Below are 24,125 nucleotides of genomic sequence, written 5' to 3' on the forward strand. Positions count from 1 at the left end.
ATGGCCCTGCTCGACCAATATGGCCGCCCCGTGAAGCGCGCCGACCTGACCCGAGACGTGGCGGGGCCCAGCCTCTCCGGCGTGCGCTCGCAGATCTCGGGCTACCCGGGTGACGGGCTGACGCCGGTGCGCTTGGCGAACATCCTGCGCGAGGCCGATGCGGGGGACCCGCTGCGCTACCTGGAACTGGCCGAGACGATCGAGGAGCGCTTCCCGCACTACCTCGGTGTCCTGGGCACGCGCCGCCGGTCGGTCAGCCAGCTGGAGATCACCGTCAAGGACGCCTCGGACGATCCGATCGACAAGGAGGCCGCGCAGTTCGTGCGCGACTGGCTGGACCGGGGCGAGCTGACCGACGAGCTGTTTCACATCCTCGATGCGATCGGCAAGGGCTACAGCCTGACCGAGATCATCTGGGACCATTCTGAAGGGCAGTGGCAGCCCGAGCGGTTGGAGCTGCGCGACCCGCGCTGGTTCGGGTTTCATCACTCGGACCTGAACACGCCGCTGATGTATGGCGATGACGGCCAGCTCGAACCGCTGAAGCCCTACAAGTTCATTGTGGCCCGGATGGCGGCCAAGTCGGGCATCATGACCAGGTCCGGCCTCGCCCGCGTCGTCATGTGGCCCTACCTGTTCAGGATGTTCGTCGAGCGCGACTGGACGATCTTCTGCCAGACCTACGGCCAGCCGCTGCGCCTGGGCAAGTTCGGTCCGGATGCGACCGAGGAGGACCGCGCCACGCTGATGCGCGCCGTCACCAACATCGCGGGCGATTGCGCGGGCATCATCCCGGAAAGCATGATGATCGAGTTCATCCAGTCCGGGAACATCTCCGGCTCGATCGATCTCTATGAGCGCCGTGCCGACAGCCTGAACAAGGACGTATCGAAGGCGGTGCTAGGCCAGACCGCGACCACCGATGCCGAGGTCGGCGGGCTGGGCTCCGGCAAGGAGCACCGCGCCGTCCAGGAAGACATCGAGCGCGCGGATGCAACGGCGCTCGCGGCGATCCTGACGCGCGATCTGGTCGTGCCTATGGTCAACCTGAACTTCGGCGAGCGGCGCAAGTACCCCAAGATCGTCATCGCCCGGCCCGAGGCCGAGGACCTCGCCGCCTGGACAAGCGCCGTGACGCCTTGGGTGGAACTTGGTATGCAAGTGGACGAGGGCGACATTCGCGAGAAGTTCGGCCTGCGCGCGCCTGCCGCCGGGGCGCGGATCTTGGGCAATTCGTCCCAAACCGCCCCGCAGCCGGGGGAGCAGCCGGGCCAATCCGGCGCAATGCCCGCTGAGAGCGCCGTTAAATACCCATTGAATACCCGTCTCGACCCGCAGCGGGACAGTGTGGCCCTGAGCGCCGAAGGCCCCTCAGAGGGCCGCACAGCGTCTCTGGCTCCGGCGGCGGATCGACTGGCGTCCGAGGCCGCGCCTCAGATCGAGGCGATGCTCTTGCAGATCGAGGCCATGCTGGCCCGCGCATCAGACCTCGACGAGGCGCGCGAGATGCTTTTGGCCGCGTATCCAGACCTGCCGACCGATGGCCTGACCCGCGTTCTGGCCGGAGCCTTCGCCGCGACCGCGCTGGGCGGGCGCGCTGCCGTAATGGACGAGGCCGATGGCTGATCTCATTGATCTCGCCATTCCCAAGGACCCGGCTGTCAGGGCGCTGTGCCGTGACCTATCGGACATGATCGAGGGGCTGGGCAATCTCGGCGTCACTGCGCATGCCCTGATCGAAGCGCGCGCAAAGCTGATCGAGCAGGATGCGGCGATTACCCGTTTCAAGTCAGATCGGCTCTACGTCATCGGTCACAATGATGGATGGAACGCGGCGTTTGAAACCGGCGTGCCCGGCGAGGAGGATTGATGGCCGAGACGATCAACGCCACCTTCCGCAAGCCGTTTGCTGAGCAGGTCACCGCATGGCGCTTGCGCCTGGGCAACCTCGTTCCGACGCGCGCCTGGGACGACATCCAGAAGGCGCAGCACGACCGCGCCTTCATGGTGGCGGGCGCGATGAAGGCCGATCTGCTGGCCGATCTGGCCGAGGCCGTCGGCAAGTCGATCGAGCAGGGCACGAGCCTGGAAGAGTTCCGCAAGGACTTTCGGCAGATTGTCGAGAAGAACGGCTGGCACGGCTGGACCGGCGAAGAGACGGCTAAGGGGCGCGCTTGGCGCACCCGCGTCATCTACCAGACCAACATGCTGTCGACCTACGCGGCGGGCCGGTTTGCCCAGCTGCAGGCGGCAGGCTTCACATACTGGGTCTACCGGCACGGCGGGTCGCGCGATCCGCGCATCCAGCATCTGGGCTGGGACGGGCTTATCCTGCCCGCTGACCATCCGTTCTGGCTCACGCACTTCCCACCGAACGGTTGGGGCTGCTCCTGCTATGTCGTGGGCGCGCGGTCGTTGCGCGGGGCGCAGCGGCTGGGAGGCGATCCGTCCAAGACGCTGCCCGACGATTGGGACCTGCGCGATCTGCGCACCGGAGAGCCCGAGGGCATCGGCAAAGGCTGGGGCTATGCGCCCGGGCGCAGCGTGGCCGAGGAGATCAATGCGCTGGTCGCTGCCAAGCGCGCCACGCTGCCGCCCGAGCTGGCGCAGGCGCTTGGCGAGGCTTTGGCGGACCTTTTCGGAGGTGGCGACGGATGATCCGGGTCGATGTCACCACCGACCAGATCAGCCGGGCCTTTCTGGCGCTGGCCGGGGCTGTCGATGACCTGACACCGCTGATGCAGGATGTGGGCGAATACCTGCTGACCAGCACCAAGGACAATTTCGCAAGCGGGACCGCGCCGGATGGCACAGTCTGGGCCCCGCGCAGCCAGACCACGCTCGATGCTTACGCCGCGCGTGGTGATAGACCAAAGGGCGGGCCGCTGGTGGGCGTGACCCGGGCGCTTTCCACCACCATCGCCTATGAAGCGAGCCGTGATCACGTCGACTGGGGCTCGAACATGATCTACGCTGCTGTCATGCAGTTCGGCGCCGCCAAGGGCGCATTCGGCACTGCGGCAAACGGATCCTCGATCCCATGGGGCCCGATCCCGGCGCGCCCCTTCCTCGGCATCGGGCCAGAGGATGAGATGAACATCCTCGACATCATCGCCGAGTATCTCGAAGGGGCAATGCGGCTCTGATCGGCAAAGCAACGTTCCCAACGTAACGGGGGTGTTGAACGGGGCATGAATGCCCCATGAGCACCCCGTTCCAAACCGCGCCCATCGAGGCAATCGAGCTTACCAGTGCCGCTTCGGGTGCGCCCGAATGGCTGCACCTGTTGCCGCCTCCCGGCAAGCCGTTCCGGGCTATCGATGGCCGGGGGCCATGGCAGTATGATGACGCTCAAGCGTTGATCGATGCCAGTCTCGCCGCACCTGGTCCGAAGCTGTTCATCGACATCAACCATGCCACCACAAAGCTCGGACCTCAGGGCGGTGAAGCCCCTGCATATGGCCACATTTCCGAGCTGCAGGCGCGTCCGGATGGAATTTGGGCGCGTGTCGAATGGAATGCCAAAGGGGCCGAGATCATGAGCGGGCGTGCCTATACTGGCGTGTCGCCCGTCATGATGACTGCAAAGGGCACAGGGCGCGTTCTGCGCATCTGGCATGCCTCCCTGACCAATACCCCCGCACTGGGCGGGGCGATCACCACCCTTTCACAGGAGGACCCGGACATGAACCTGTCCGCGATTGCCAAGGCCCTTGGTCTTGGCGAAGGCGCGAGCGAGGAGGATATCCTCGCCGCGATCTCGAAGATGAAGGAGGGCGCCAAGGCTGACAAAGCTGTCGACCTGTCAGCCCTGGCAGCGGCTCTCGGTGCCGAAGACGGTGCCGAAGTTGCCGAATTGACCGTTCTGGCGCGGGGCTTCGTCAAGAAAGCCGAAGAGGCGTCTGACGTCCAGGCGCTGACCGAGCAGATTTCCGAAATGAAGTTCGAGACCTTCATCAAGGAGCAGATCGCGGCTGGCGTCGGCATCGCCGACCAGGATCGTGAAGATCTGTCGGTCATTTATCGCGATGACCCGGATCGCGCGGCCCGCATGTGCAAGCGTCTGCCCAATCTGGGCCGCGCGCGGATCCCTTCGAGCCCGCCGTCGCGCGAAGAGATCACCGAACTGACTTCCGCGCAGCGCGAAGCTGCCGACCTGATCGGGGTCTCGCATGACGACATGCTTGCCCAGTTGCAGGCTGAGCAGAAGGAGGCCGTCTGATGGCTGCTTTGACCGCAGGGCGCATGACGCCGCGCCGCGAGGGTGACTTCGTCGCCGGCGGTGTCGCCGCCGCAACCACGATCTTCACCGGGGCCATGGTGATGCGCAACGCCGCCGGGCACCTGATCGAGGGCCAGACCGCCACCGGCCTGGTCGGCGTTGGGGTGGCCTACGCGACCTACGACAACGCCGCCGGATCGGCGGGCGATGTCACCGCCGAGGCGCGCCCGGGCGTATTCCTCATGGCGAACTCGGCCAGCGCCGACGCCATCACCATCGCCGAGATCGGTGCCGTGTGCTTCGCCGTCGATGACCAGACCGTCGCGAAGACCGATGGCAGCTCGGCGCGCTCACCCGCCGGTATCGTCGCGGATGTGGACACTGCCGGTGTCTGGGTCCGCTTCGACGAGGCGCTGACCGCCGCCGCGGCAGCCTGACAGGAGACCTGAACCATGATCGTCAATGCCGCAAACCTCCAGGCGCTTCGCGTCGGCTTCAACACCACCTTCCGCAACGCGATGGGGCAGGCCCCCACCATGCGCGACCGCGTGGCCTCGACCATCCGCTCCTCGACCGCCTCGAACAGCTACGGCTGGCTCAAGCAGATGTCGGGTATGCGCGAGTGGATCGGCCCCCGTCAGCTCGATGGCATCGCAGAAGCGTCCTACACCGTCGTCAACCGCCACTTCGAGAAGACCGTCGAAGTCAACCGCAACGACATCGAGGACGACAATCTCGGCCAGTATTCGATGATGTTCTCGGCTATGGGCGATGCCGCCGCATCCCAACCGGAACTGATGGTCTGGGACCAACTCAAGGCGGGTTTCGATACCGAGTGCTGGGATGGCCAGAACTTCTTCGATACAGATCACCCGATCACCGACAAGGATGGCAACGAGACCGTGTTCTCGAACACCGGTGGCGGCTCGGGCACGCCCTGGTTCCTGCTTTGCACCAACAAGGCGGTCAAGCCAATCCTGCTGCAGGAGCGCAAGCCGGTCACCTTCACCTACAAGGACCGCCCCGAAGACGACAACGTCTTCAACAACAACACCTTCATCTACGGCGCGGAATGGCGGGGCAATGTCGGCTTTGGCATCCCGCAGATGGCCTATGGCTCCAAGCAGACGCTGGACGCCACCAGCTACGCTGCCGCGCGTGCTGCCATCCAGGGGATGACCGGCGATGGCGGGCGTCCGCTGGGCCTGATGCCCAACCTGCTGGTGGTGCCGCCGTCGCTGGAAAGCGCCGGGCGCAAGCTGCTCAATTCCGAATACGGCTCGGGCGGTGAGACCAACCAGTGGAAGGGCACCGCCGAGCTGCTGGTCGTGCCGTGGCTGGCCTGATGGCTGGCGCGGCTGACCGAGCGGCGCTGGAGGCGCGCGCCACCGAGCTTGGCATCTCGTTCCGTTCCAACTGGAAGGACGAGACGCTGGCCGAAAAGATCGCCGAGGCCGAAGCGGACCACCAGACCAGGTCCGCTCCCATTCCTGACACGGATGGTGAGCCTCAGGGTGCGGAGGACGCGCAAACTGCCGCCTCCGCACCCGCCGCAGGATCCGGGGACGTGGCATCAGTCCCGGATACCGGGGGGACGGGTGGGGGCGACACAGCCCCCGCCCAACCCGATCCCGGTGCCGAAGGCGCGATCATCGTGACCGGCCCAAAGAAGGGCCGCTGGCGCGCCGGCCGCCGCTTCACGCCCGAGCCGCGGATCATCCTCGTCTCAGACCTCGACCCGGGCCAGCGCGAGATGATCGAAGCCGACCCCAAGCTGACGGTCGAGTTCGTCCCGCCCGAAGACTGATCACCGACAGCCGCGCTTCTGCTCTTGTCGCGGCGGTCGACCTCCCCCGGCGGCTGTCCTCACTGCCGCCGGGGCCTTTGAACCCCGGAGCCACCCATGCCCGCCTACACCACGCAGTCTGACCTCGAAGAGCGCTACGGAACCCAGTTCCTGATCCAGCTCACCGACCGTGCGGACACGCCGACCCGCGCGATCGACGCCGACGTGGTGACACGGGCGATCTCGGAGACAGAAGGGCTGATCAACGGCTACCTCGCCGGGCGCTATGCCCTGCCGCTGACCGCCGTGCCTGATCCGATCCCGGCGATCGCCGCGCAGATCGCGATCTACGTCCTGCATGTCTACGAGCCCAACCCCAAGATCACCCGCGACTACGAGATGGCGATCAAGGACCTCGAACGCATCTCCAAAGGCACCATCCAACTCGCCGCTGAAGGTGTGGCAGCCGAGACCACCGGCGGCGGCGGTGCCCAGCTGACCGACCGCGAACGCCCCTTCACCGAGACCACGATGAAGGGCTTCATCTGATGCTCAACTCCGTCGAAACACGCCTTGAAGCCCGCGTCACGGACCTTGCTGGGCGGGTTCGCCCCGCGGCGGATTTCGCGCGGCTGATGGCCAGCGGCGCGCAGCCCTCGGGCGGGGTCAACGCCTACGTCCTGCCAAGCTCGATGCGTGGCGGGCGCGCCAGCGCGATGACCGGCACGTTTTCTCAAGAGGTGACCAAGGGCGTCAGCGTCGTGCTGTTCCTCGCCTCGGTCGACGGGCAGGGTGCCGCTGCGCTGGCCCGCATCGACAGCCTGCTGACCGAGATCATCGACGCGCTGTGTGGCTGGGCCCCTGCCGACGAGGTGGGCGTCTTCATGCTCGGCCAGTCCCGCTTTGCCCCCAGCAGCTCGGGCCTGATGAGCTGGGTGATCGAGTTCCAAATCATGGACCATCTGAGGATCGACACATGACCGACCTACCGCAATCGGGTGGCAGCTACACCCGCGACCCCAAAGGCAAGCTGAAGCAGACCGAGGCGCCCGCGCAGGAGCGCGCGCTCGCCAAACCTGCCCCGAAACCCGCACCGAAGAAGGAGGGCTGATCCATGCCCGTGATGAAGTGGCGCAAGACGGCCATGCTCTTCAAGCTGGAGAGCACCTACGGCACCGATCCGACGCCCTCGGGCGCGGCCAATGCGGTCAAGGTCCAGAACGCGACCTACAGCCCGATGGAGGGGCAGGACCTGCAGATGGACTATCTGCTGCCCTACATCAGCGCGGATCCGAGCAAGCCCGCAGACCTGCACTCGACGCTCCAGTTCGAAGTCGCGCTGGTCGGCTCCGGCACCGCCGGCACGGCGCCCGCCTTTGGTCCGATCCTGCGGGCTCTGGGGATGGCCGAGACCATCGTCGCCAGCACCTCGGTCACCTACAATCCGGTCAGCGACAACCACGACAGCGCCACCGTCTACTTCAACAAGGACGGCATTCGCTACAAGGGCGTGGGTGGGCGCGGCACCGGTACGCTGACGCTGAACGCGTCCGGCCTGCCGATCCTTCAGGTCAACATGACCTTCCTCTACGTCCAACCCGCCGACGCGACGTTGCCGACACCGGACTATTCGGCATGGAACGAGCCGGTGGTGGTCAGTGATGCCAATAGCGCCTTCACGATCGACGGCGATGCGGCTGTGATGCGGTCCTTCACTTTCAACCTGGGCAATACGGTCGAGCCGATCTTCGAGGTCGGTGATGAGCAGATCGCCATCGTCGATCGGGCAGAGACCTTCGACCTGCAGATCCGTGCTGGCGCGCTGTCGGACTTCAACCCCTACGCCCTGGCCGAGGCCGGGACGACCGTGCCGATGGTGTTCACCCACGAAAAGGCCACGGCGGGCCGGATCATCACCCTGACCCAGCCGCGCGTCCAGCTCATGCGCCCCGGCGCACCGACCGAGGCACAGGGGCTTGTCGAGTGGCCGCTGACCGCCAAGCCGCTGCCCGGCTCCGGCAACGACCAGTTCACGCTGGCCTTCACCTGATCCCCCCGAAAGGACAAGAGCATGACCTTCTGTATCGCAAAGCCCCGCACCTTCAGCCGAAAGATCACGCTGGCCACCGGTGAGGACTTCACCGCCACCTTCGAGGTTATTTCGGACGAGGAGTTCGAGCAGCTGGGCGGCGAGGGCCGCGACGGCGAGATCGCCTTGCTGTCCAAGCTGGTGACCCACCTCGACGGCATCGAGGGCGAGGGCGGCGACCCGATCCGGTTTTCTGAGGACCTCAAGAGCCAGATGCTGGGCTTTGCCGACATCCGTATTGGCCTGCTGCGCGGCTATCTCGAAGGCCGTCGCGAGATCCGCACGGGAAACTGAGATGGGCCGGGCGGGCCAGCGTGACCGGCGCGCTCTGGTCCGCTTCGGCCCGCGATCCGGAATTCGAGGCCGACTGCGCAGTGCTTGGCATTCCGGTCGATGCCCTGACCGCCGAGGCTGATCACCACGAGGGCGTGTGGCCCGAGCATGTCGAGGCGGTCGCGGCGTTTCTGGTGGTGCGCGAGCAGTGGCGGGTGATCCCGCGCTGGGGCGCGCCGCCGATCTACCAGGCGCTGGACTACAGCGCCTGCGAGGCAACCTGGCGGATGGCCGGGATCGAGATGACGCCGGAGCTGTTCGCGGATCTCCGGCTGGTCGAGGCAGGCGCCCGCGGCGCGCTGAACGAGGGATGACATGTCGCTGGACTTCCACGCCAGACTGACCGCAGACGGCAAGCAGGCCGCTGTCGAAATCCGGGGCACTGCCGCCGAACTCGACAAGCTGCGGGCCGAGCTGCTGGGCGTAACAAAAGGCGGCAGCACCGCGACCAAGTCGCTGACCTCGCTCGAACAACAGTCGGGCAGCGCCGCCCAGATGCTGCGCAACGCCAATACGCAGGCCCGCGACGTGGCGCAGACCCACACGCTGGCGGCGGGCAGTGTTGGCAACTTGACCGCCCAGTTCAACGATATCGGCGTGATGCTGATGGCTGGCCAGAACCCGCTGCAGCTTGCTGTGCAACAGGGTACGCAGATCACCCAGGTGATCGGCCCGATGGGGGCGGCGGGTGCAGCCAAGGCGCTAGGCTCGGCCTTCGTTTCGATGATCAGCCCGATCAACCTGATCACCATTGGCACCATCGCGGCGGGCGCCGCGCTGACGAACTGGCTGACATCAGGCTCTCGTGAAGCCCAGACGTTGGCCGATGATCTCGATGATCTCCGTGCTGCGGTCGAGGCTTACACGGATGCGTCTGAACTGGCCTCCGCCTCGACGGATGAGCTGCGCGACCGCTTCGGCAAGGCTGCGGGTCAGGTGCGCAGCACCCTGTTGCTGCTAGAGGAAATTGCCCGCTCTGACGCTCAGCGGGCAATCGATGGCGTCAACCAATCCTTGGCCGATCTGTTCGGCATCGCAGGGGACGGCGACCGCAGGAGCGGGATCGCCGACTTCTTCGATGTCAACATCGGGTTGGCCTTTACGGATGCGCAGCGTGAGGCGCGTGCCGAAGCGCGCGCGATGACCGCAGAGTTCGTGCGCCAGCAAGATGCGCTGGCGGCCGCCAAAGGCGATCTGGAGGCGCAGATCGTGGCTATGCAGGGCCTGCTCGATGTCACCCGCCAATTGGCGGCAGCGGACGGGGAGATCACTGCCGAGGAAGACGAGCAGATCCGCCTGATGGCAGAAGCCCTGCTGGCCATGCAGGAGCAATCCGGCGAGGCCGGGCGTTTGGCGACCTCTCTTGATGGTGCGCGTGCCATTGCCGAAAGGCTGGTCGGCTCCATAGACAGCATCGATTTTTCGTCAGGTATAGGCGGCGCGAATGTGCTGGTCGCGCGGCTTGAGCGCGGCTGGCAACTGGCTGTGGGCATCGCGCAAGAGATGTCGAAGAAGGAGAAGGCGCTCGCCTCTTTGGAATATGCCGATCTGGCTGCCGGAGCCGCGGCCTATGGCGGTGCGCAAACCTCGATGCGCAACCAGACCAGCCTGCAGACCTATGCTCCCGATGGCCGGCTGCCCTCGCTGCCGAAAGCGGCAGAGGGCCGAGCGAGTGGTCGCAAGGCGGCAGCGGCAGCGGCGCGGGAAGAAGCAGATGCGGTCGCCGATCTCATCGCACAGCTTCAACTCGACCTTGACCTCGCGCGCGAACACGACCCTGCCCAGAAGGAGATGATCCGCAATCGCGAGGTGCTGGCCAGCGCGACAGCCGCCGAGCGGGCCGAGATCGAGCAGCTCATCACCTTGCGCGAAGAAGAGGCTGCAGCACAGCAGCGGCTCGAAGAGACCCGTGACATGACTGGCGACACCGTCCGCGACTTCTTTGACGCCTGGCGCGAGGGCGGGGATGCCGGGGTCGCGGCGCTTCAGCGTCTGGAGGACAAGCTCTGGGATGTCGCCATGCAGGCGTTGATCTTTGGCGAGGGACCGCTCGGCATGCTGTTCGGCGGCGGGCTGATGGGTCTGTTCGGGTTCAAGGGCGGCGGCGAGATCCCGGGCTATGACAGTGGAGGCATGATTTACGGCCACGGTGGCCCGAAGGATGACCGCATCCTGATGATGACCAGCAAAGGCCCGATCAAGGGCAGCGCGGGCGAGTTCATGGTCAATGCCGAGGCCACCGCCAAATACCGCCCGCTGCTGGAGGCGATCAACTCCGGAGCACCGCTGCCCGGCTTTGCCCAGGGCGGTGCCATATCCAGTGGCGGCGGTTGGTCCATGGCCGCGCCGGTCTTCCAGTTCATCGACCAATCCAAAGGTGTCCAGATCGAGACCCGCGAAGAACGCACGCCCGAAGGCGGACGCCTGTTCAAGTTCGTCATCGCTGATCAGGTGGCCGATGCCATGACGCGCCCGGGCAGTTCGGCAAACCGAGCACTCCGACAGCGTGGGGTGCGCCCCCCGATGGTGCTGCGATGACGGTCGCAGTCTGGCCCTCCGATCTGCCGCGCCCGTTGCGCTCCGGCTGGCAGCGGCAGGCTATGGACCCGCGCCGCGCGCGGATCAACGAGACGGGGCCTGTCAGCCTGTCGCGCCGCTACAGCTCGGTCTCGGAGCTGGTCACCCTGACGATGCGGCTGGACAGGATCCAGCGCGACATCTTTGACCGGTTCGTGGCGCTGACACTGGCCCATGGCTCGTTGCCGTTCTGGATGCCGGATCCGTCCACTGACGGCTGGCCTTTGTTGACACCGGACGGCGTGCCTCTGCTGACACCGGAAGGTGTTCCGCTGCTGGCGACACGCCAATGGCTGTGCCAGATGGGCGACGAAATGCCTGTTGAAGGCCCTGTTCAAGGCGTGCATTTCAACGTCGCCTTTGCCGTGCGGGTGCTGCCATGAATTGGGTCAGCCTGAATGCCCGGCAGGCCAATGACGCGGCTCAGAGCGACGAGGTCGCACTGGTGCTCGTGCAGATCGAGCATCCGTCGCTGGTCGCGCCGATCCGCCTGTCCAGCGACAACACCGAGCGCCTCTCGGTCGAGCCGATCACCTACGGCACACGCTCTGCCTGGAACGGCGCAAATCCTCTGACCGAACCCTATCTCTTCGTGGGGATGGAGATCGAGCTGCCCGGCGACGCCGAGGATGCCCCGCCGGCGGCGCGGATGCGCTTTGCCAATATCGATCCGGGATTGGTCCCGATGATCCGGTCCGTCAATCTGCAGGCATCGGTACATATCGCCGTCATGTTGGCGTCGGACCCCGATACGCCCGATGGGGTCGAGTATCGCGACTTGCGCCTGATCGACGCGTCCTACGACGCGGCCGCGATCGAGATCGTCATGACACGTCGCCCGATCGAGGACGGCATGTTCCCATTTGCGCGCATGACCAAGCAGCGATTTCCGGGGCTGTTCGCATGAGCTGGGCGGTCAACTATCTGGGTATTCCCCACGCGCCGCTGGGCCGGGTCGGGAACCTGCTGGATTGCTGGGGGCTGCTGGCGCGAGTATACCGCGACGAGCTCGGCATCGCGCTGCCGCCGTATCATGGCGTGCATCCTTGCCAGACCGAGCGGGCCGAGGTCGCGGCGCTGCTTCAGGCGGGCGCGACGCATGCGCCTTGGCGCGCTGTCGACGAAATCCGGGCCTTCGATGCGCTGCTGTTTCGCCAAGGGCGACATGCGACCCATGTGGCCGTGGCCTTGGATGCCCGGCGCATGCTGCACAGCGCAGCGGGCGGGGCCGTGATCGTGGACCGCTGCGCCGCGCCCTGGGGGCCGCGTTTTGTGGGCGCCTATCGGCACGAGGCCGTCGCATGACCGTGCCTGTCACCTACATCCCGCATCTGCGGCCCGAGCACTGCACGCGGAGCTTCGAGCTGGCACCGACCATGTCGATCGAGGAGATCGTCGCCCAGGTCCTGCCCGGTCTGCCGCGGGCCGACCGCGCTCGCGTCCGCGTGCTGCTTTGCTACCGCGACCAGGTCTCTGCAATACCGCCGCACATGTGGTCGCGGGTTTGGCCGCATCCGGGGGTTCACGTGCTGATCCGGGTGGTGCCGGGTGACCCTGTCAGCACGATTTTTCAGCTCGCGCTCGCTGTCACGAATTCGATCGGTTGGGCGATTGCTGGTCCGGGTGGCCTGTCGTCGTTTTGGACGACGGCGGTCTTTGCTGGCTCTGTCGCTGCCATTGGCGGGATCGGCATGGCGGCTCTGTCCGCCTTGACGCCGTCCTTCGATCTGCCGGGAGCGGGCAAGAAGCGGAAGGAACAGCACGAGATCAGCGGTTGGCGCAATGAGATGCGCCCCGACGAGGTCATCCCGGATTTGCGTGGCTCGATCCGCTATGCCCCGATCTTCGCGGCGCGGCCCTATGCCGAGGTGCAAGCGGGCGATCAATATGTGCGCGCGTTGTTCACGGCAGGCTACGGCCCGGTCAAGTTTGAGGACATCCGGATCGGCGACACGCCGATCGAGGAATTCGAAGACGTCGAGATCGAGATCCGCGAAGGACGCGACACGGACGCAGACATCACCCTCTACCCCTATCAGGTCTACGAGGAGGCCATCGGTGCAGAGCTGACACGCCCGTATCCCGTCGATGCGGCGGGTGACAGGATCAAAGGCGAGCCTTCGATCGAGACACCGGTCATCAAGCGCAGCGCCAAAAATGCCGATGCGCTGGCGATCATCCTGTCGTTCCCGGAAGGCTTGGCGCAGGTCAACGATGACGGCGACGTGATCCGCCTGAAGCTGGACCTGCGGCTGCGGGCGCGGCCAGCGGGCAGCAGCGATCCGTGGACCGACATCACCGAGTTCAACTTCAACCAGAAGCTCGATCCGGGATCGCTGTTCCAGTTTCGCTGGACGCCGGCGGCTGCCGGGCAATGGGACATCGAACTGACCCGTCTGAGCAATGAGCACCTGAAAGATGACCAGCGGTCGAAATGCGTTCTGGCCGCGCTGCAAACCTTCCGGTACCGAAAGCCCCTGAATTTCGACCAGCCGCTGTCTCTCATTGCTGTCCGGATGCGGGCGAGCAAGCAGCTCGCGGGCACGCTCGACAGCCTGAACGCTCAGATCACCCGCTACGCGCCCGACTGGGACGGCGCGACATGGGCCGAGGACCTGCCGGACAACCCTGCCTCACATTTCGTGGGTGTGCTGCAGGCGGCGGGAAATGCTTGGCCGGTTGGCGCGGGGGGCATCGATTGGGACGCGGTGCAGGATTGGCATGCCTACTGCGTCACCAACGGCCTGACCTACAACCGCATCCACGAGCAGGGCGATAGCCTGGGCGAGGTGCTGGCCGCGATCTGTGCCGCCGGTCGCGCCAGCCCGCGCATGAACGGGGCGCTTTGGTCTGTGGTGATCGACCGCGCACAAGACCCCGTGGCGCATATCGGCCCGCGAAACAGCCGCGCCTTCCAAGGTGCGCGCAGCTATATCGAGCCCCCCGATGCCATCCGGGTGCGGTTTTCGGATGCGACCAACGACTACCAGCAGGGCGAAATGCTCGTGCCGTGGATCGACCTGCCGGATGGTGCGCCGATCGACCTGACCGAAGAGCGCAGTCTGCCCGGCAAGACCGACCCGGCAGAGATCGAACTCGAGATCATCCGGATGATGCACGAGGCCAACCTGCGCCGGGATCGCTGGACCGTCATTCAGGACGGGCTTCTGCGCACCGTCACGCGTGGCGACACGGTTCTTCTGTCCCACTTCGTTCTCGATGAGCGGCAGATTGCTGCGCGGGTCAGCAGGGTCGACGGGGATCTGATCGTGTTGGACGAGCAGGTTACGATCGAGGGCAGCAGCCGCTACGGCCTCAGCTTCCAACTCGACACCGAGGACACGACCGAGGCCGTGGTGGTCGAGGTTACCGGACAGACCGGCGACACCCGGCTGCTGCGCGTCATCGTCGGCCAGGACCGCCCGGAGCCGGGCCAGTTGGTCTGGTTCGGCGGGCTGGGCGAGGAGACCGAGCGCGCCCGCGTGGTCCAGATCGATCCCGCCGAGGACATGGCTTTCCAGATCACGCTGGTCAACGACGCGCCCGAACTCGACGCGCTGGCCGCAGCGCATGCCGTCACCGACTGGTCGCCTGCCATCGGTGTGCCTTCTGCCTCGATCTCGCTGCCAGGCGTGCCGGAGTTTGCCGGGATCGGGATATCCGAGCAGTTCGATCTGCTCGTCTCGGCGCGGGTCACGGGCAGCGCCGCCGCCTATGTCGGTGAGATCATCGTCGAACATCGCCAGTCCGGTGCTTCGACGTGGGAGGAAGCGGCAATTCCCGGGGCCGAGGGCACTGTCGCGCTGGCCTATGATGATGGGGACGTGATCGAGCTGCGCCTGACCGCGTACAACCTCGACGGCCTGCCGGGCGCCACCAGTGCCGCGCTGGAATATACCGTCGATTATGCAGCACCCGTGGCACCGGCTGCGCTGGACGAGGCGTCGATCTCGGTCATCGGAGGCTTGGGGCACACGGCCATCACCCTGACCGCGACCGATGTGAACACCACGCATGTCACGATCTGCCGGGTGCCGGATGGCGAGACCTTCGACGCCACGACCCATGCGATCGCCACCATCGCCGTCACACCCGGCATCGCAGTCAGCCTCGCTGATGGTGATCCGACGCGGGTCAACCTGCTCGGCGACCCGGGCTTCGATACCGGCGCCGGATGGACGGCAGGCGGTGGCTGGGCGATCACCGGCGGGCAGGCCATCCACACGATCGGCAGCTCCAGCGATCTGACGCAGGCCGTCAGCCTCATCGAGGGCGACGACTATCGCATCTTCGCCGAACTCGGCAGCGCCACGGCGGGCACCGTGACGCCAAGCCTGACCGGCGGCACGCCCGTCACAGGCACAGCCATCTCTGCCAACGGCACGACCTCGGTCGAGGTCACCGCAGCCACCGGAAACGACACGCTCGTTCTGACCGCATCGTCGGATTTCGACGGGGCGCTGGACGCTGTGGGGGCCTTCCTCCTGACCGCCGCCTGCGCGCCGGCCGGGGCTTTCGACTACCATTTCATTCCCCTCAATGGCGCGACGGTCGGACCGTCTTCAAGCGCCTTTGCAACGACCATAAAATGAGGTTGAAACCATGAGCGGACAACGCACCGATCTACTGCAGAGCACCACGTTGGCCGACGGCTATCTCGTTCAGCGGGACGGCAGTCTGCTGTTTCAGACGGCTTACCACGCCGCACTTCAGGTGGCCGCGTCCGAGGCGCTGAGCGGGCTGTTTGCGGGTCTCAGCTACCAGGGCACATGGGACCCGGGCAGCGGAGCCTTTCCGACCTCGACCACGGCGGGCGAGTTCTGGGAGGCCAGCGGCCCGGGTACGATCGACGGCGTGACCTTTGCCGCGCGCGACCAGATCGTCGCCATGGTCGACGGGGCCAGCACCACGACCTATGCGGGCAACTGGGTGTATCGTCAGGCCACGGCAACACTGGCCGAGGTTGCCGTCGCCCAGACGGCGGCAGAGGCCGCACAGGCCGCAGCCGAGACCGCACAGGGCATGTCTGAGGACGCGCGGGATGCGGCGGCAGGATCGGCCACGGCGGCTTCCGAGGACGCGGATGAGGCCAGTGCGGCGGCGCTCTCCGCGTCATCCAGCGCCACGTCCGCCGCGTCGAGCGCCTCGTCTGCTGCAACGAATGCAGCTACCACCGCAGCAGACCGAAGCGCCGTGGAAACGCTCGCCGCTGGCGCAAATGCTGACTACGTCGTCGCCTCCTACGCGGCGCTTCCCGGGTCACCTGCCGCTGGCGAGGTTGCGCTGATCATCCGCGACGAGACCGCCGGAGATGTGCCGACATTCCGGGTCTACAACGGGTCAGCCTGGGGCGCTGCCGTGAAGCTGACGCGCAGCTACGCCAGTGTGACCGCCATGGCGGCGACAGCTGGCCAGTCCGGCGAGGTTCGCGTGGTGACGGACGCGCTCAAAGGCGGGCATTTCGAATGGCTCGCGGGCAATCAGTCGAGCAAAGTCGCCGCTGATCCGCAGGGCGGCGTCAGGATCCCGCCCGCCAGCGATCTGACAGGTGCGAGCGGCTGTTGGGAGCGGATCCACTTCGGGGTCATTCACGCCGAGTGGTTCGGGGCGACAGCGGGCGCCGACGACACGACGGCGTGTCAGGCGTGCTGGGAATACCTCGTGTCTCAACAGGACGCCTGGGCATGGGAACTGCGCGGCTGGTACAAGACGCGCGGGTTCGGCGACAAGAACTACAAGGAGACCTACGCAACCAAGGCCGATGCGGATGCCGGGCTGGCCGTGCTGTCGGACTATGACGTGATCCGGGTTGCGGCGGATGAGACGCAACTGGACAACGAAGGCGACCCGACGGTCGGCACACTCTATCGCGTGATCGCAGGGGCCTATGTCAGCATCAGCAAGAACGGTTTGAACGGCAAGGCGATCCACGGCCTACGCGGCGCGAGCAAAAAGCATACCGGCTTCCAGCTGCTGGGCGGGATGCCGAGCTGGATGCACTTGATCGCGGCCAGCACCAGCCAGGGCGGCGTTGTCGGAGTCTATTTCGACGGCAACAACCCGTCGACCCAATGGGGCGGGGCGCAGAACAACCCGCTGACGGCTACGCTCGTCTATTTCGAGGGGTACGGTCTGACTTGGGGTGACAACACGGTCCGTTTCTCCGGCGGCGACGGTGCGAACTTCAAGGGCATCGTCGGCAATTTCGAGATCAGCGGCGGTGACTGCTGCTTCAACTATAATGTCGGACGGGGCCTGACGGTCGGGCGGATGTCGGGGCTGAACACGACGCGGCTTTGGGTCGAGGGCAATGACGGTGGCGACATCCTGTTGTCGGCGCCGATCCTTTCGACCGACGCTGACCTGACCACCAGCCAGAGTTATCAGAACAACTCCTGCGTGGTCATCGAGAACATCTATTCCGAGAACAACCTCGACGTGCCGCTGCTCGAAGTGCAGGGCGGGCATTTTGCCCCGCGCATCGGCCACATCGCACAGTGGGGCTCCGGACCAGGTGTGGGGCGCACGACCGTCTATCTCAAGAACAACAGCGCGACGGCTGACAGTGTCTACCAAGGCTGCATGGGTGGGGTGTTCGATCTCGGCGGTGTGGATGGTGCCAAGATCATCTGCGAGAGCGAGAGCCGGAACAACACCTTCATCCGGTCCTCCCAGAAGTGGGCTCAGAATGACGTGAGCCCATGGTCCTTCCGCGACAGCGGGCGCGACAACCAGGTGCGCTGGCGCACGCTGGACGCCGCCGCCTTCACGCCCGGGAAAGTCGTCGGTGAAAACGCCTCTATCATCGGCAAATCGACCAATTTCGTGGACGAGAGAGCCGGAGCGACTGGCACCGCAACAAACATGGTCGGGGGGATATTCCATCCGGTGCTCGACTATCATCCGGACTTCACGACGGGTCCGGGCTTTGTGCGCCTGTCGAACTTCGACACGTCGGATGGCGGGACCGAGGCGCGGATTTACTGCCGCCTGGATGCCGCGCTGGGGGCCTCGGCCGAGACCTTCTGGCTTTGGCTCGCGATCCGTGCAGAAGCACATCAATTCGTCCGTCTCACCCTGTGGGACACGATCAACAACGAGTATTACAACTGGGACAGCGAGACCTGGACGGCCTTGGGCTCGGTGGACGATTGGGGCCGGTTCCGGCTGATCACGGCGGATCCGCGCAGCCTCTATTATCAGTTCAAGGTCGTGCAAGATGGCAGCGTCGCGCGAAACCTGCGCGCTCAGCTCTGGCTGGACGGCGCCGGTACCTGCGACCCGTTCCATGCCGGCATCAGCACCACGAAGGACAGCGCGGTGTTCGCCGTTGTGAACGGTGCGTTCAAGGGCACGCCGGACGCTCCGAAATCCACCGTTGCCAATCTGCCGCCCGCCGCGGCCATGCCCGCTGACACCTCGTGCCTCGTGACCGATGCAACCAGCCCTGCGCTGGGGGCCGCGCCCACTGGTGGGGGATCGACCAAGGTGCGCGTCGTTGCCGACGGGGCCGCAGCCTGGACCATTGGATAAGGAGACGGACATGTCACAGACCCTTACGGACCTGATTGCACAGATGGAAGCGGCCATCGCGCAGGATGACACGCTGCCACATGTAGGCGCGCTGATCGACGCCATTGCGGCGCAGCCTCAGACCGCTCACATGCATCGCGCTTTGAAGTCGCTGACTGAGCTTCAGCGGATCGTGGCACGGCGCAAGGAGATGGTCGAGGCAGGCGATGGCCCGCCGCCAAACCGTCACGGTGTCCCGCTTCCTGAGTGGATCGTGGATCAGGCCGTCGAGACGGCGCTGGAGTACGTGCGCCTCGAAGCCGCCACCTGATCCCGGCACGTTCTAGAGTGAAAGCTCGTCCCCACCCGCTGCGTCAGCCTCTTGGCTGACGCGGATCGCCTCAAGCTCCCGCGCGGAGAGGGCATCCTTCGGCCACAAGATGCGGACGGGCCGGCCAAAGACCGGGACCGTCAGGGTGACCAACTCATCGGGTTTGTAAAAACGAACTGCCATGAGAACGACAGTAGAACGAACTGTTAAAGAAAGCTTGAACGAGAGTTCCTAAGGCCGATCTACTGTTCGGGCCACGCGTCAGGTCCGATCTGCAGATAGATCGGGGCATCGTCGGAAACGCCAACGGCTCGCTTAAAATCAGCCAGACCGATCGACTTCCCATCCTCACTGGCATCGCTGCTGATCCGGATGTCGATGCCAGCGTCTTGGACCGCCCCGGTTACGGCGCTCACCTTGGCGTCGAGCTGTGCCAGCGTGGCGGACTGCACCTCGCTCCTGCGCAGCAGTTCTTGCATCTGGTCCGACAGTGACCGCGTGGCTGCAGCGTTTTCGAGGATGGTCTCGTTGAGGAGCTGTAGGCTGGCATTGAGAGTGTCGAAGGTCCGGTTGGTGCTGGCGGTGTTGGCCCCAACCACATAGTCTGCGACAAGGAATGCTATGCCGCCTGCTGTGGCGGTCGATATAGCCCAACGGATGGCCCAGACGCCCCACGGCGCAGCTTCGACGAGCTTCGACAATTGATCTTTCTCCGCCATGGAGGGCACCTCTCTTCCAACGCGTACCATCAAATCCCTACTTGGACCTTACCGACGCCGGTCGAGCCTGTAACGAGGATTTAACGGTTCCAGCGGCCATGAGCCCTTCAAGGACCGTTTAACGCTGTCGGCAGGGTGCCCGGTTTGAACGGTTTCGGCCCCCACAAGCCGCCCCCACGGAAAACTGCGTTGCTGTAAAAGACTGTGTAAATCACTGCAAAGAAACGCGTCACGCTACATACAGCGGAGCTGATCGCCTTGGACAGGTCCTTTGTGGGATAGCGTGGGACGCGCCATGGGACGGCATGGGACCGGACGTGGTTTTTCATGGTCCGAAGTGGCGATTTTCGGCCAACACGAATCAAAAACCACGATTCGGGGGTGAATCCCTGTGGATAACTACCTATTTTAGGCTGGTATCACGGGCATCCTCGCGCGTGTGCCGTGGGTGGTGCGAAAAAACTGGGAAATTGTGGGAAAAAAGTTCTGGTCTCGCTTTGGTCCATATCTAGTGGCCCTGTCTTGATGAAGCACCGTATTTGCCGGATTTCCGCCTCAATTCGACCCCATATCTTGTTTGGCGAGACACTCTGAAACAAGATGCAGCACTGTGGTCCCACAGAAAACAGTTGCGTCCCATGATTTCCCATGGCATCCATAGTTCACACGATGGAGAGCGGAACACGGGGCACCAAACGACCCCACAGCGAACTCCCAAAATAACAAAAGAGCAGGTTCATACAGGCACCGCTTTCATCGTGAACAAGAGGATCCGGCGCGCGGGCGAGCAGACATCCCCCCAGGTGGCGCGCGCAGTCGGAGACACCCGCACAGCGGGTCAGGCGGCGGGTTGATCAGTGGCAGCAGATCAACCCGCCGTATTTCGTTTCAACCGGGGGAATGAGGGGCCAGGCAGTGGGCCGCAGGCTGAGGTTCAGAGGCGAGTTCACCAACAAGGTGGACGGTAAGGGGCGGGTCAGCATTCCGGCCCCGTTTCGCCGTGTCCTCGAAGCGGGCGACCCGGACTGGACCGATGGCCTCAACCCCAACTTCGTGATCGTCTATGGCGACCACCGCCGCAAGTACCTCGAATGCTACACCATTCAGGAAATGGAAGACGTCGAGGACCGCATCAGCCGGATGAAGCGGGGCAGCCAGAAACGGCGCGTGCTGGAACGGCTGTTCTCGACCCAATCCGTGACCACTTCCGTTGACGAGACGGGCCGCATCGTCCTGCCCGCCAAGCTGCGCGAGAAGATCGGCATTTCGTCCGAGGCGCAGTTCGCGTCCAACGTCGACACCTTCCAGATCTGGGATCCGGCAACCTACGAAGAAGAACTGGCCGCGACCGAGGAATTCCTCGACGAGCAGGCCGAGGATTTCGATCCGCTCATGCTGCTGGATGACGATGATGAAGACGAGGGCCTGTGATGGCCTCTGATGCGCCTCACGTCCCCGTTCTCTTGCGACCGCTGCTGGAGGCGGTGGCGCCGGTCAGTGGCACTTGGATCGACGGGACCTTCGGGGCAGGGGGCTATGCACGTGGTCTGGTCGAAGCGGGTGCCGCGCGCGTCATCGGCATCGATCAGGACCCGCAGGCGCATGAGATGGCCGAGGCTTGGGTCAAGGATTGGCCGATCACCCTTGTGCGGGAAAATTTCTCGAATATGGACAAGGTGGCCGAGGCCGTGGATGGCGTCGTGCTGGACCTTGGGGTGTCGTCGATGCAGCTGGATCAGGCGGGGCGGGGCTTTTCCTTCATGAAGGACGGGCCGTTGGACATGCGGATGTCGCAGACAGGCCGGTCCGCCGCAGATATCGTCAACGAGGCCGAGGAAGCCGAGATCGCCGATATCCTCTACCTGTACGGCGAGGAACGGCAAAGCCGCCGCATCGCCCGTCGCATCGTCGAGGCGCGCAAGGTCGAGCCCTTCACCACGACGCTGCAACTGGCCGAGTTGATCGAGCGCAGCATTGGCCGCACGAAGCCGGGGCAGGCGCATGCGGCGACGCGGTCGTTCCAAGGGCTGCGCATCGCGGTGAATGACGAATACGGCGCGCTGTGGCGTGGGCTGATGGCGGCGGAACGCGTGCTGAAACCCGGCGGTCTGCTGGCGGTCGTCACCTTCCATTCCATCGAGGACCGGATGGTCAAACGCTTTTTCCAGGCCCATGGCGACCGCAAGACCCACAAGAACCGCTACGCCCGCGAAGAAGAGGCCACCCCCGAGACGCCCTTTGAAATCCTGACACGCAAGGCCGTTGGGCCCGACGCGCAGGAGCTGAAGGACAACCCGCGCTCGCGCTCGGCCAAGCTGCGGGTGGCCCGCCGCACGACGATGCTCGCGCAGGACATCGCGGCGGCAGAGCTTTCCATGCCCGATATGACAGGAGGACAGTGACATGCGCAGCCTTCTCTTCATGCTTGCCGCCTTGGCGGTGATCGCCTCGGGGTACTGGGCCTATCACGAAAACTACGCCACGCAGGCCGAGTTGGACCGGGTCGATGACCTGCGCCGCGAAATCGGCGATGCGCGCGAACGGCTGGCGATCCTGAACGCCGAATGGGCCTATCTGAACCGCCCCGACCGGCTCAAGGACCTTGCCGACCTGAACTTTGACAAGCTGGGCCTGTTGCCGCTGCGCCCCGACCAGTTCGGGCGCATCGATCAGGTCGCCTATCCGCAGCCCGAGACCCAGATCGACATCAGCGAACCCATCGACATCATCAGCACGGGGGCCAGCGAATGATCCGCACACCGCTGCGCCCGCTGGCGCGTATTCTCGACGCCCGCCAAAAGGGCGAGAACCCCGACGCGATCGAGCGTGAAAACCTGCGCATCCGCCACGAACAGATGCGCGACAAGGCCCGGATGCGGGCCGAGGGCCGCCTGCTGGTCATGGCGGTCATGTTCTTTGGCGCGTTCTGCGTCGTGGGCGCGCGCATGGGCATGCTGGCCGCGTCGGAACCGGCAGAGCCGCGCGCCGTCCATACCGGCGCATCGATCATTGCCAGCCGCGCCGACATCACCGACCGGCACGGCCGCATCCTTGCCACCAACATGTCGATCCATTCGCTTTACGCGCATCCGCAGCAGATGATCGACCCGGACCGCGCGGCGACCGAACTGGCGGCGATCTTTCCCGATCTCGACGCCGCAAAGCTGGCCGCCCGGTTCAACGACCCGAAACGCAAGTTCCTGTGGGTCAAAAAGAAAATCAGCCCCGAGCAGATGCAGGCCGTGCATGATATCGGCGAGCCGGGCCTGCTGTTCGGCCCGCGCGAGATGCGGCTTTACCCCAATGGCGCGCTGGCGGCGCATGTGCTGGGCGGGTCCTCCTTCGGCAAGGAGGGCGTGCATTCCGCCGAGGTCATCGGCACCGCCGGGGTCGAGCGCTATTTCGAGGATCTGCTGCGCGATCCGGCCCGCGAAGGCGCGCCCTTGCAGCTGTCCTTGGACCTGACCGTGCAGGCCGCCGCCGAAGAGGTGCTGGATGCGGGGATGAAGCTGCTCAACGCCAAGGCCGCCGCCAGCGTGCTGATGGACGTCAAGACCGGCGAAGTCATTAGCCTCGTCTCGCTGCCCGATTTCGACCCGAACGACCGCCCGCGTCCCCTGACCGAAGGCGAGGCCGCCGACAGCCCGCTGTTCAACCACGCGCTTCAGGGGCTGTACGAGCTTGGCTCGACCTTCAAGATCTTCACCGCCGCGCAGGCGATGGAACTGGGGCTGGTCAATGCGGACACGATCATCGACACCTCCGGCACGTTCAGGGTCGGCGGCGAAATCATCGGCGAGTTCGAAAACCACAATTACGGCAAGATCTCGGTCGAGCAGGTGATCGTCAAATCCTCGAACCGGGGCACCGGGCGGTTGGCGCTGGCCATCGGCTCGACCCGGCAGCAGGAATTCCTGAAATCGCTGGGCTTTTTCGACCCCGTCCCGCTGGAGATGATCGAGGCCAAGGGCGGGCAGCCGCTGCTTCCCAAGCGCTGGACGGACCTGTCGACCGCGACCGTGTCCTTTGGCCACGGTCTGTCGTCCTCGCCGCTGCATCTGGCCGCCGCCTATGCGACGCTGGCCAATGACGGGCGTCGCGTCGTGCCGACCCTGCTGAAGCAGACCAGCCCGCAGGACGGACCGCAGGTCGTGTCCAAATCGGTGGCCGAGGCCGCACAGGTGATGTTGCGTAAGGTCGTGACCGAGGGCACCGCCAGCTTTGGCGAGGTGCCGGGTTATTATGTCGGCGGCAAGACCGGGACCTCGGAAAAGCTGAAACCCCGTGGCGGCTATTATAAAGACAAGAACATCAACACCTTCGCGTCGATCTTCCCGGCCCATGACCCGAAATACGTGCTGATCGTGACGCTGGACGAGGCCGCCGACATGACCGGCGACCGGCCGCGCCGCACCGCAGGCTGGACGGCTGTGCCCGTCGCCGCCGAGATGATCGGCAGGATTGCGCCGCTGCTGGGCTTGCGCCCGGACTACCAGTTGGGGCAATTGGAGGGCGTCGTGAAGGTGTCCCGCTGAGGCGTCTTGCGACCAGCAAAA

At 65.2% G+C, this 24,125-nt stretch carries 27 protein-coding genes; 25 read left to right on the forward strand and 2 right to left on the reverse strand.

Annotated features, from left to right (window positions below):
- From D8Z78_RS06055 to D8Z78_RS06150, 21 genes are all read left to right on the forward strand, one after another.
- Entirely contained in the window at positions 1-1,626 is a 1,626-nt protein-coding gene (locus D8Z78_RS06055; RefSeq protein WP_128910688.1) for a DUF935 domain-containing protein, read from the forward strand.
- Positions 1,619-1,870, forward strand: coding sequence for a hypothetical protein (locus D8Z78_RS06060; protein WP_128910689.1), 252 nt, complete (start codon positions 1,619-1,621; stop codon positions 1,868-1,870). The genes D8Z78_RS06055 and D8Z78_RS06060 overlap by 8 nt, the downstream gene beginning before the upstream one ends.
- Positions 1,870-2,658: a phage head morphogenesis protein gene (locus D8Z78_RS06065; RefSeq protein ID WP_128910690.1), complete on the forward strand. Its 789-nt coding sequence runs from the start codon at positions 1,870-1,872 to the stop codon at positions 2,656-2,658. Before D8Z78_RS06060 ends, D8Z78_RS06065 begins: the two co-directional genes overlap by 1 nt.
- On the forward strand, positions 2,655-3,146 hold the full coding sequence (locus D8Z78_RS06070) for a phage virion morphogenesis protein (RefSeq protein WP_128910691.1): 492 nt from the start codon (positions 2,655-2,657) through the stop codon (positions 3,144-3,146). The genes D8Z78_RS06065 and D8Z78_RS06070 overlap by 4 nt, the downstream gene beginning before the upstream one ends.
- A 56-nt stretch (positions 3,147-3,202) precedes the next feature.
- Complete coding sequence (locus D8Z78_RS06075; RefSeq protein ID WP_128910692.1) at positions 3,203-4,222, forward strand: phage protease; 1,020 nt, start codon at positions 3,203-3,205, stop codon at positions 4,220-4,222.
- Positions 4,222-4,659: a hypothetical protein gene (locus D8Z78_RS06080; protein ID WP_128910693.1), complete on the forward strand. Its 438-nt coding sequence runs from the start codon at positions 4,222-4,224 to the stop codon at positions 4,657-4,659. Before D8Z78_RS06075 ends, D8Z78_RS06080 begins: the two co-directional genes overlap by 1 nt.
- Positions 4,660-4,674: 15 nt before the next feature.
- Positions 4,675-5,568 carry a Mu-like prophage major head subunit gpT family protein gene (locus D8Z78_RS06085; protein WP_128910694.1) on the forward strand — a complete coding sequence of 298 codons (894 nt, stop codon included), beginning with the start codon at positions 4,675-4,677 and terminating at the stop codon, positions 5,566-5,568.
- The gene (locus D8Z78_RS06090) at positions 5,556-6,029 is read left to right on the forward strand and encodes a hypothetical protein (protein WP_128910695.1); all 474 of its coding nucleotides are present in this window, start codon (positions 5,556-5,558) and stop codon (positions 6,027-6,029) included. The genes D8Z78_RS06085 and D8Z78_RS06090 overlap by 13 nt, the downstream gene beginning before the upstream one ends.
- Before the next feature lie 96 nt (positions 6,030-6,125).
- Entirely contained in the window at positions 6,126-6,557 is a 432-nt protein-coding gene (locus D8Z78_RS06095; RefSeq protein WP_128910696.1) for a gp436 family protein, read from the forward strand.
- Complete coding sequence (locus D8Z78_RS06100) at positions 6,557-6,988, forward strand: phage tail terminator protein (RefSeq protein WP_128910697.1); 432 nt, start codon at positions 6,557-6,559, stop codon at positions 6,986-6,988. Before D8Z78_RS06095 ends, D8Z78_RS06100 begins: the two co-directional genes overlap by 1 nt.
- The gene (locus D8Z78_RS25210) at positions 6,985-7,119 is read left to right on the forward strand and encodes a hypothetical protein (protein WP_255446336.1); all 135 of its coding nucleotides are present in this window, start codon (positions 6,985-6,987) and stop codon (positions 7,117-7,119) included. The genes D8Z78_RS06100 and D8Z78_RS25210 overlap by 4 nt, the downstream gene beginning before the upstream one ends.
- A gap of 3 nt (positions 7,120-7,122) precedes the next feature.
- A complete protein-coding gene (locus tag D8Z78_RS06105) occupies positions 7,123-8,058 on the forward strand; it encodes a phage tail tube protein (protein ID WP_128910698.1) in 936 nt (311 codons plus the stop codon).
- Between the two features lie 21 nt (positions 8,059-8,079).
- Complete coding sequence (locus D8Z78_RS06110; RefSeq protein ID WP_128910699.1) at positions 8,080-8,391, forward strand: hypothetical protein; 312 nt, start codon at positions 8,080-8,082, stop codon at positions 8,389-8,391.
- A gap of 20 nt (positions 8,392-8,411) precedes the next feature.
- Positions 8,412-8,744 carry a DUF1799 domain-containing protein gene (locus D8Z78_RS06115; RefSeq protein WP_164932898.1) on the forward strand — a complete coding sequence of 111 codons (333 nt, stop codon included), beginning with the start codon at positions 8,412-8,414 and terminating at the stop codon, positions 8,742-8,744.
- A gap of 1 nt (position 8,745) precedes the next feature.
- Positions 8,746-10,968: a phage tail length tape measure family protein gene (locus D8Z78_RS06120; protein WP_128910701.1), complete on the forward strand. Its 2,223-nt coding sequence runs from the start codon at positions 8,746-8,748 to the stop codon at positions 10,966-10,968.
- Positions 10,965-11,390 (forward strand): hypothetical protein, encoded by a 426-nt coding sequence (locus D8Z78_RS06125; protein WP_128910702.1) that lies wholly within the window; start codon positions 10,965-10,967, stop codon positions 11,388-11,390. The genes D8Z78_RS06120 and D8Z78_RS06125 overlap by 4 nt, the downstream gene beginning before the upstream one ends.
- Entirely contained in the window at positions 11,387-11,914 is a 528-nt protein-coding gene (locus D8Z78_RS06130; protein WP_240672009.1) for a DUF1833 family protein, read from the forward strand. Before D8Z78_RS06125 ends, D8Z78_RS06130 begins: the two co-directional genes overlap by 4 nt.
- Entirely contained in the window at positions 11,911-12,312 is a 402-nt protein-coding gene (locus D8Z78_RS06135; protein ID WP_128910703.1) for an NlpC/P60 family protein, read from the forward strand. The genes D8Z78_RS06130 and D8Z78_RS06135 overlap by 4 nt, the downstream gene beginning before the upstream one ends.
- Positions 12,309-15,599, forward strand: a complete 3,291-nt coding sequence (gene gpJ, locus D8Z78_RS06140) for a TipJ family phage tail tip protein (RefSeq protein ID WP_128910704.1) — start codon at positions 12,309-12,311, stop codon at positions 15,597-15,599. Before D8Z78_RS06135 ends, gpJ begins: the two co-directional genes overlap by 4 nt.
- 10 nt (positions 15,600-15,609) lie before the next feature.
- Positions 15,610-18,540: a hypothetical protein gene (locus D8Z78_RS06145; RefSeq protein WP_128910705.1), complete on the forward strand. Its 2,931-nt coding sequence runs from the start codon at positions 15,610-15,612 to the stop codon at positions 18,538-18,540.
- 10 nt (positions 18,541-18,550) lie between these two features.
- Positions 18,551-18,850, forward strand: a complete 300-nt coding sequence (locus D8Z78_RS06150; protein ID WP_128910706.1) for a hypothetical protein — start codon at positions 18,551-18,553, stop codon at positions 18,848-18,850.
- Between the two features lie 12 nt (positions 18,851-18,862).
- Here the strand turns inward: D8Z78_RS06150 and D8Z78_RS24535 are convergent, their stop codons facing one another.
- The gene (locus D8Z78_RS24535) at positions 18,863-19,033 is read right to left on the reverse strand and encodes a hypothetical protein (RefSeq protein ID WP_164932899.1); all 171 of its coding nucleotides are present in this window, start codon (positions 19,031-19,033) and stop codon (positions 18,863-18,865) included.
- Positions 19,034-19,092: 59 nt separating this feature from the next.
- Entirely contained in the window at positions 19,093-19,569 is a 477-nt protein-coding gene (locus D8Z78_RS06155) for a hypothetical protein (protein WP_128910707.1), read from the reverse strand.
- A gap of 915 nt (positions 19,570-20,484) precedes the next feature.
- Here D8Z78_RS06155 and mraZ point away from each other — a divergent pair.
- From mraZ to D8Z78_RS06175, 4 genes are read left to right on the forward strand one after another with little or no spacing between them, the layout of a single operon-like run.
- A complete protein-coding gene (mraZ, locus tag D8Z78_RS06160) occupies positions 20,485-21,000 on the forward strand; it encodes a division/cell wall cluster transcriptional repressor MraZ (protein ID WP_240672010.1) in 516 nt (171 codons plus the stop codon).
- Positions 21,000-21,971 (forward strand): 16S rRNA (cytosine(1402)-N(4))-methyltransferase RsmH, encoded by a 972-nt coding sequence (rsmH, locus tag D8Z78_RS06165; RefSeq protein WP_128910709.1) that lies wholly within the window; start codon positions 21,000-21,002, stop codon positions 21,969-21,971. Before mraZ ends, rsmH begins: the two co-directional genes overlap by 1 nt.
- 1 nt (position 21,972) lies before the next feature.
- Positions 21,973-22,320 (forward strand): cell division protein FtsL, encoded by a 348-nt coding sequence (gene ftsL, locus D8Z78_RS06170; protein WP_128910710.1) that lies wholly within the window; start codon positions 21,973-21,975, stop codon positions 22,318-22,320.
- Positions 22,317-24,104 carry a peptidoglycan D,D-transpeptidase FtsI family protein gene (locus tag D8Z78_RS06175; protein WP_128910711.1) on the forward strand — a complete coding sequence of 596 codons (1,788 nt, stop codon included), beginning with the start codon at positions 22,317-22,319 and terminating at the stop codon, positions 24,102-24,104. Before ftsL ends, D8Z78_RS06175 begins: the two co-directional genes overlap by 4 nt.
- Positions 24,105-24,125 lie beyond the last annotated feature (21 nt).

The organism is Tropicibacter alexandrii (assembly GCF_003667315.2).
GTDB lineage: Bacteria > Pseudomonadota > Alphaproteobacteria > Rhodobacterales > Rhodobacteraceae > Tropicibacter > Tropicibacter alexandrii.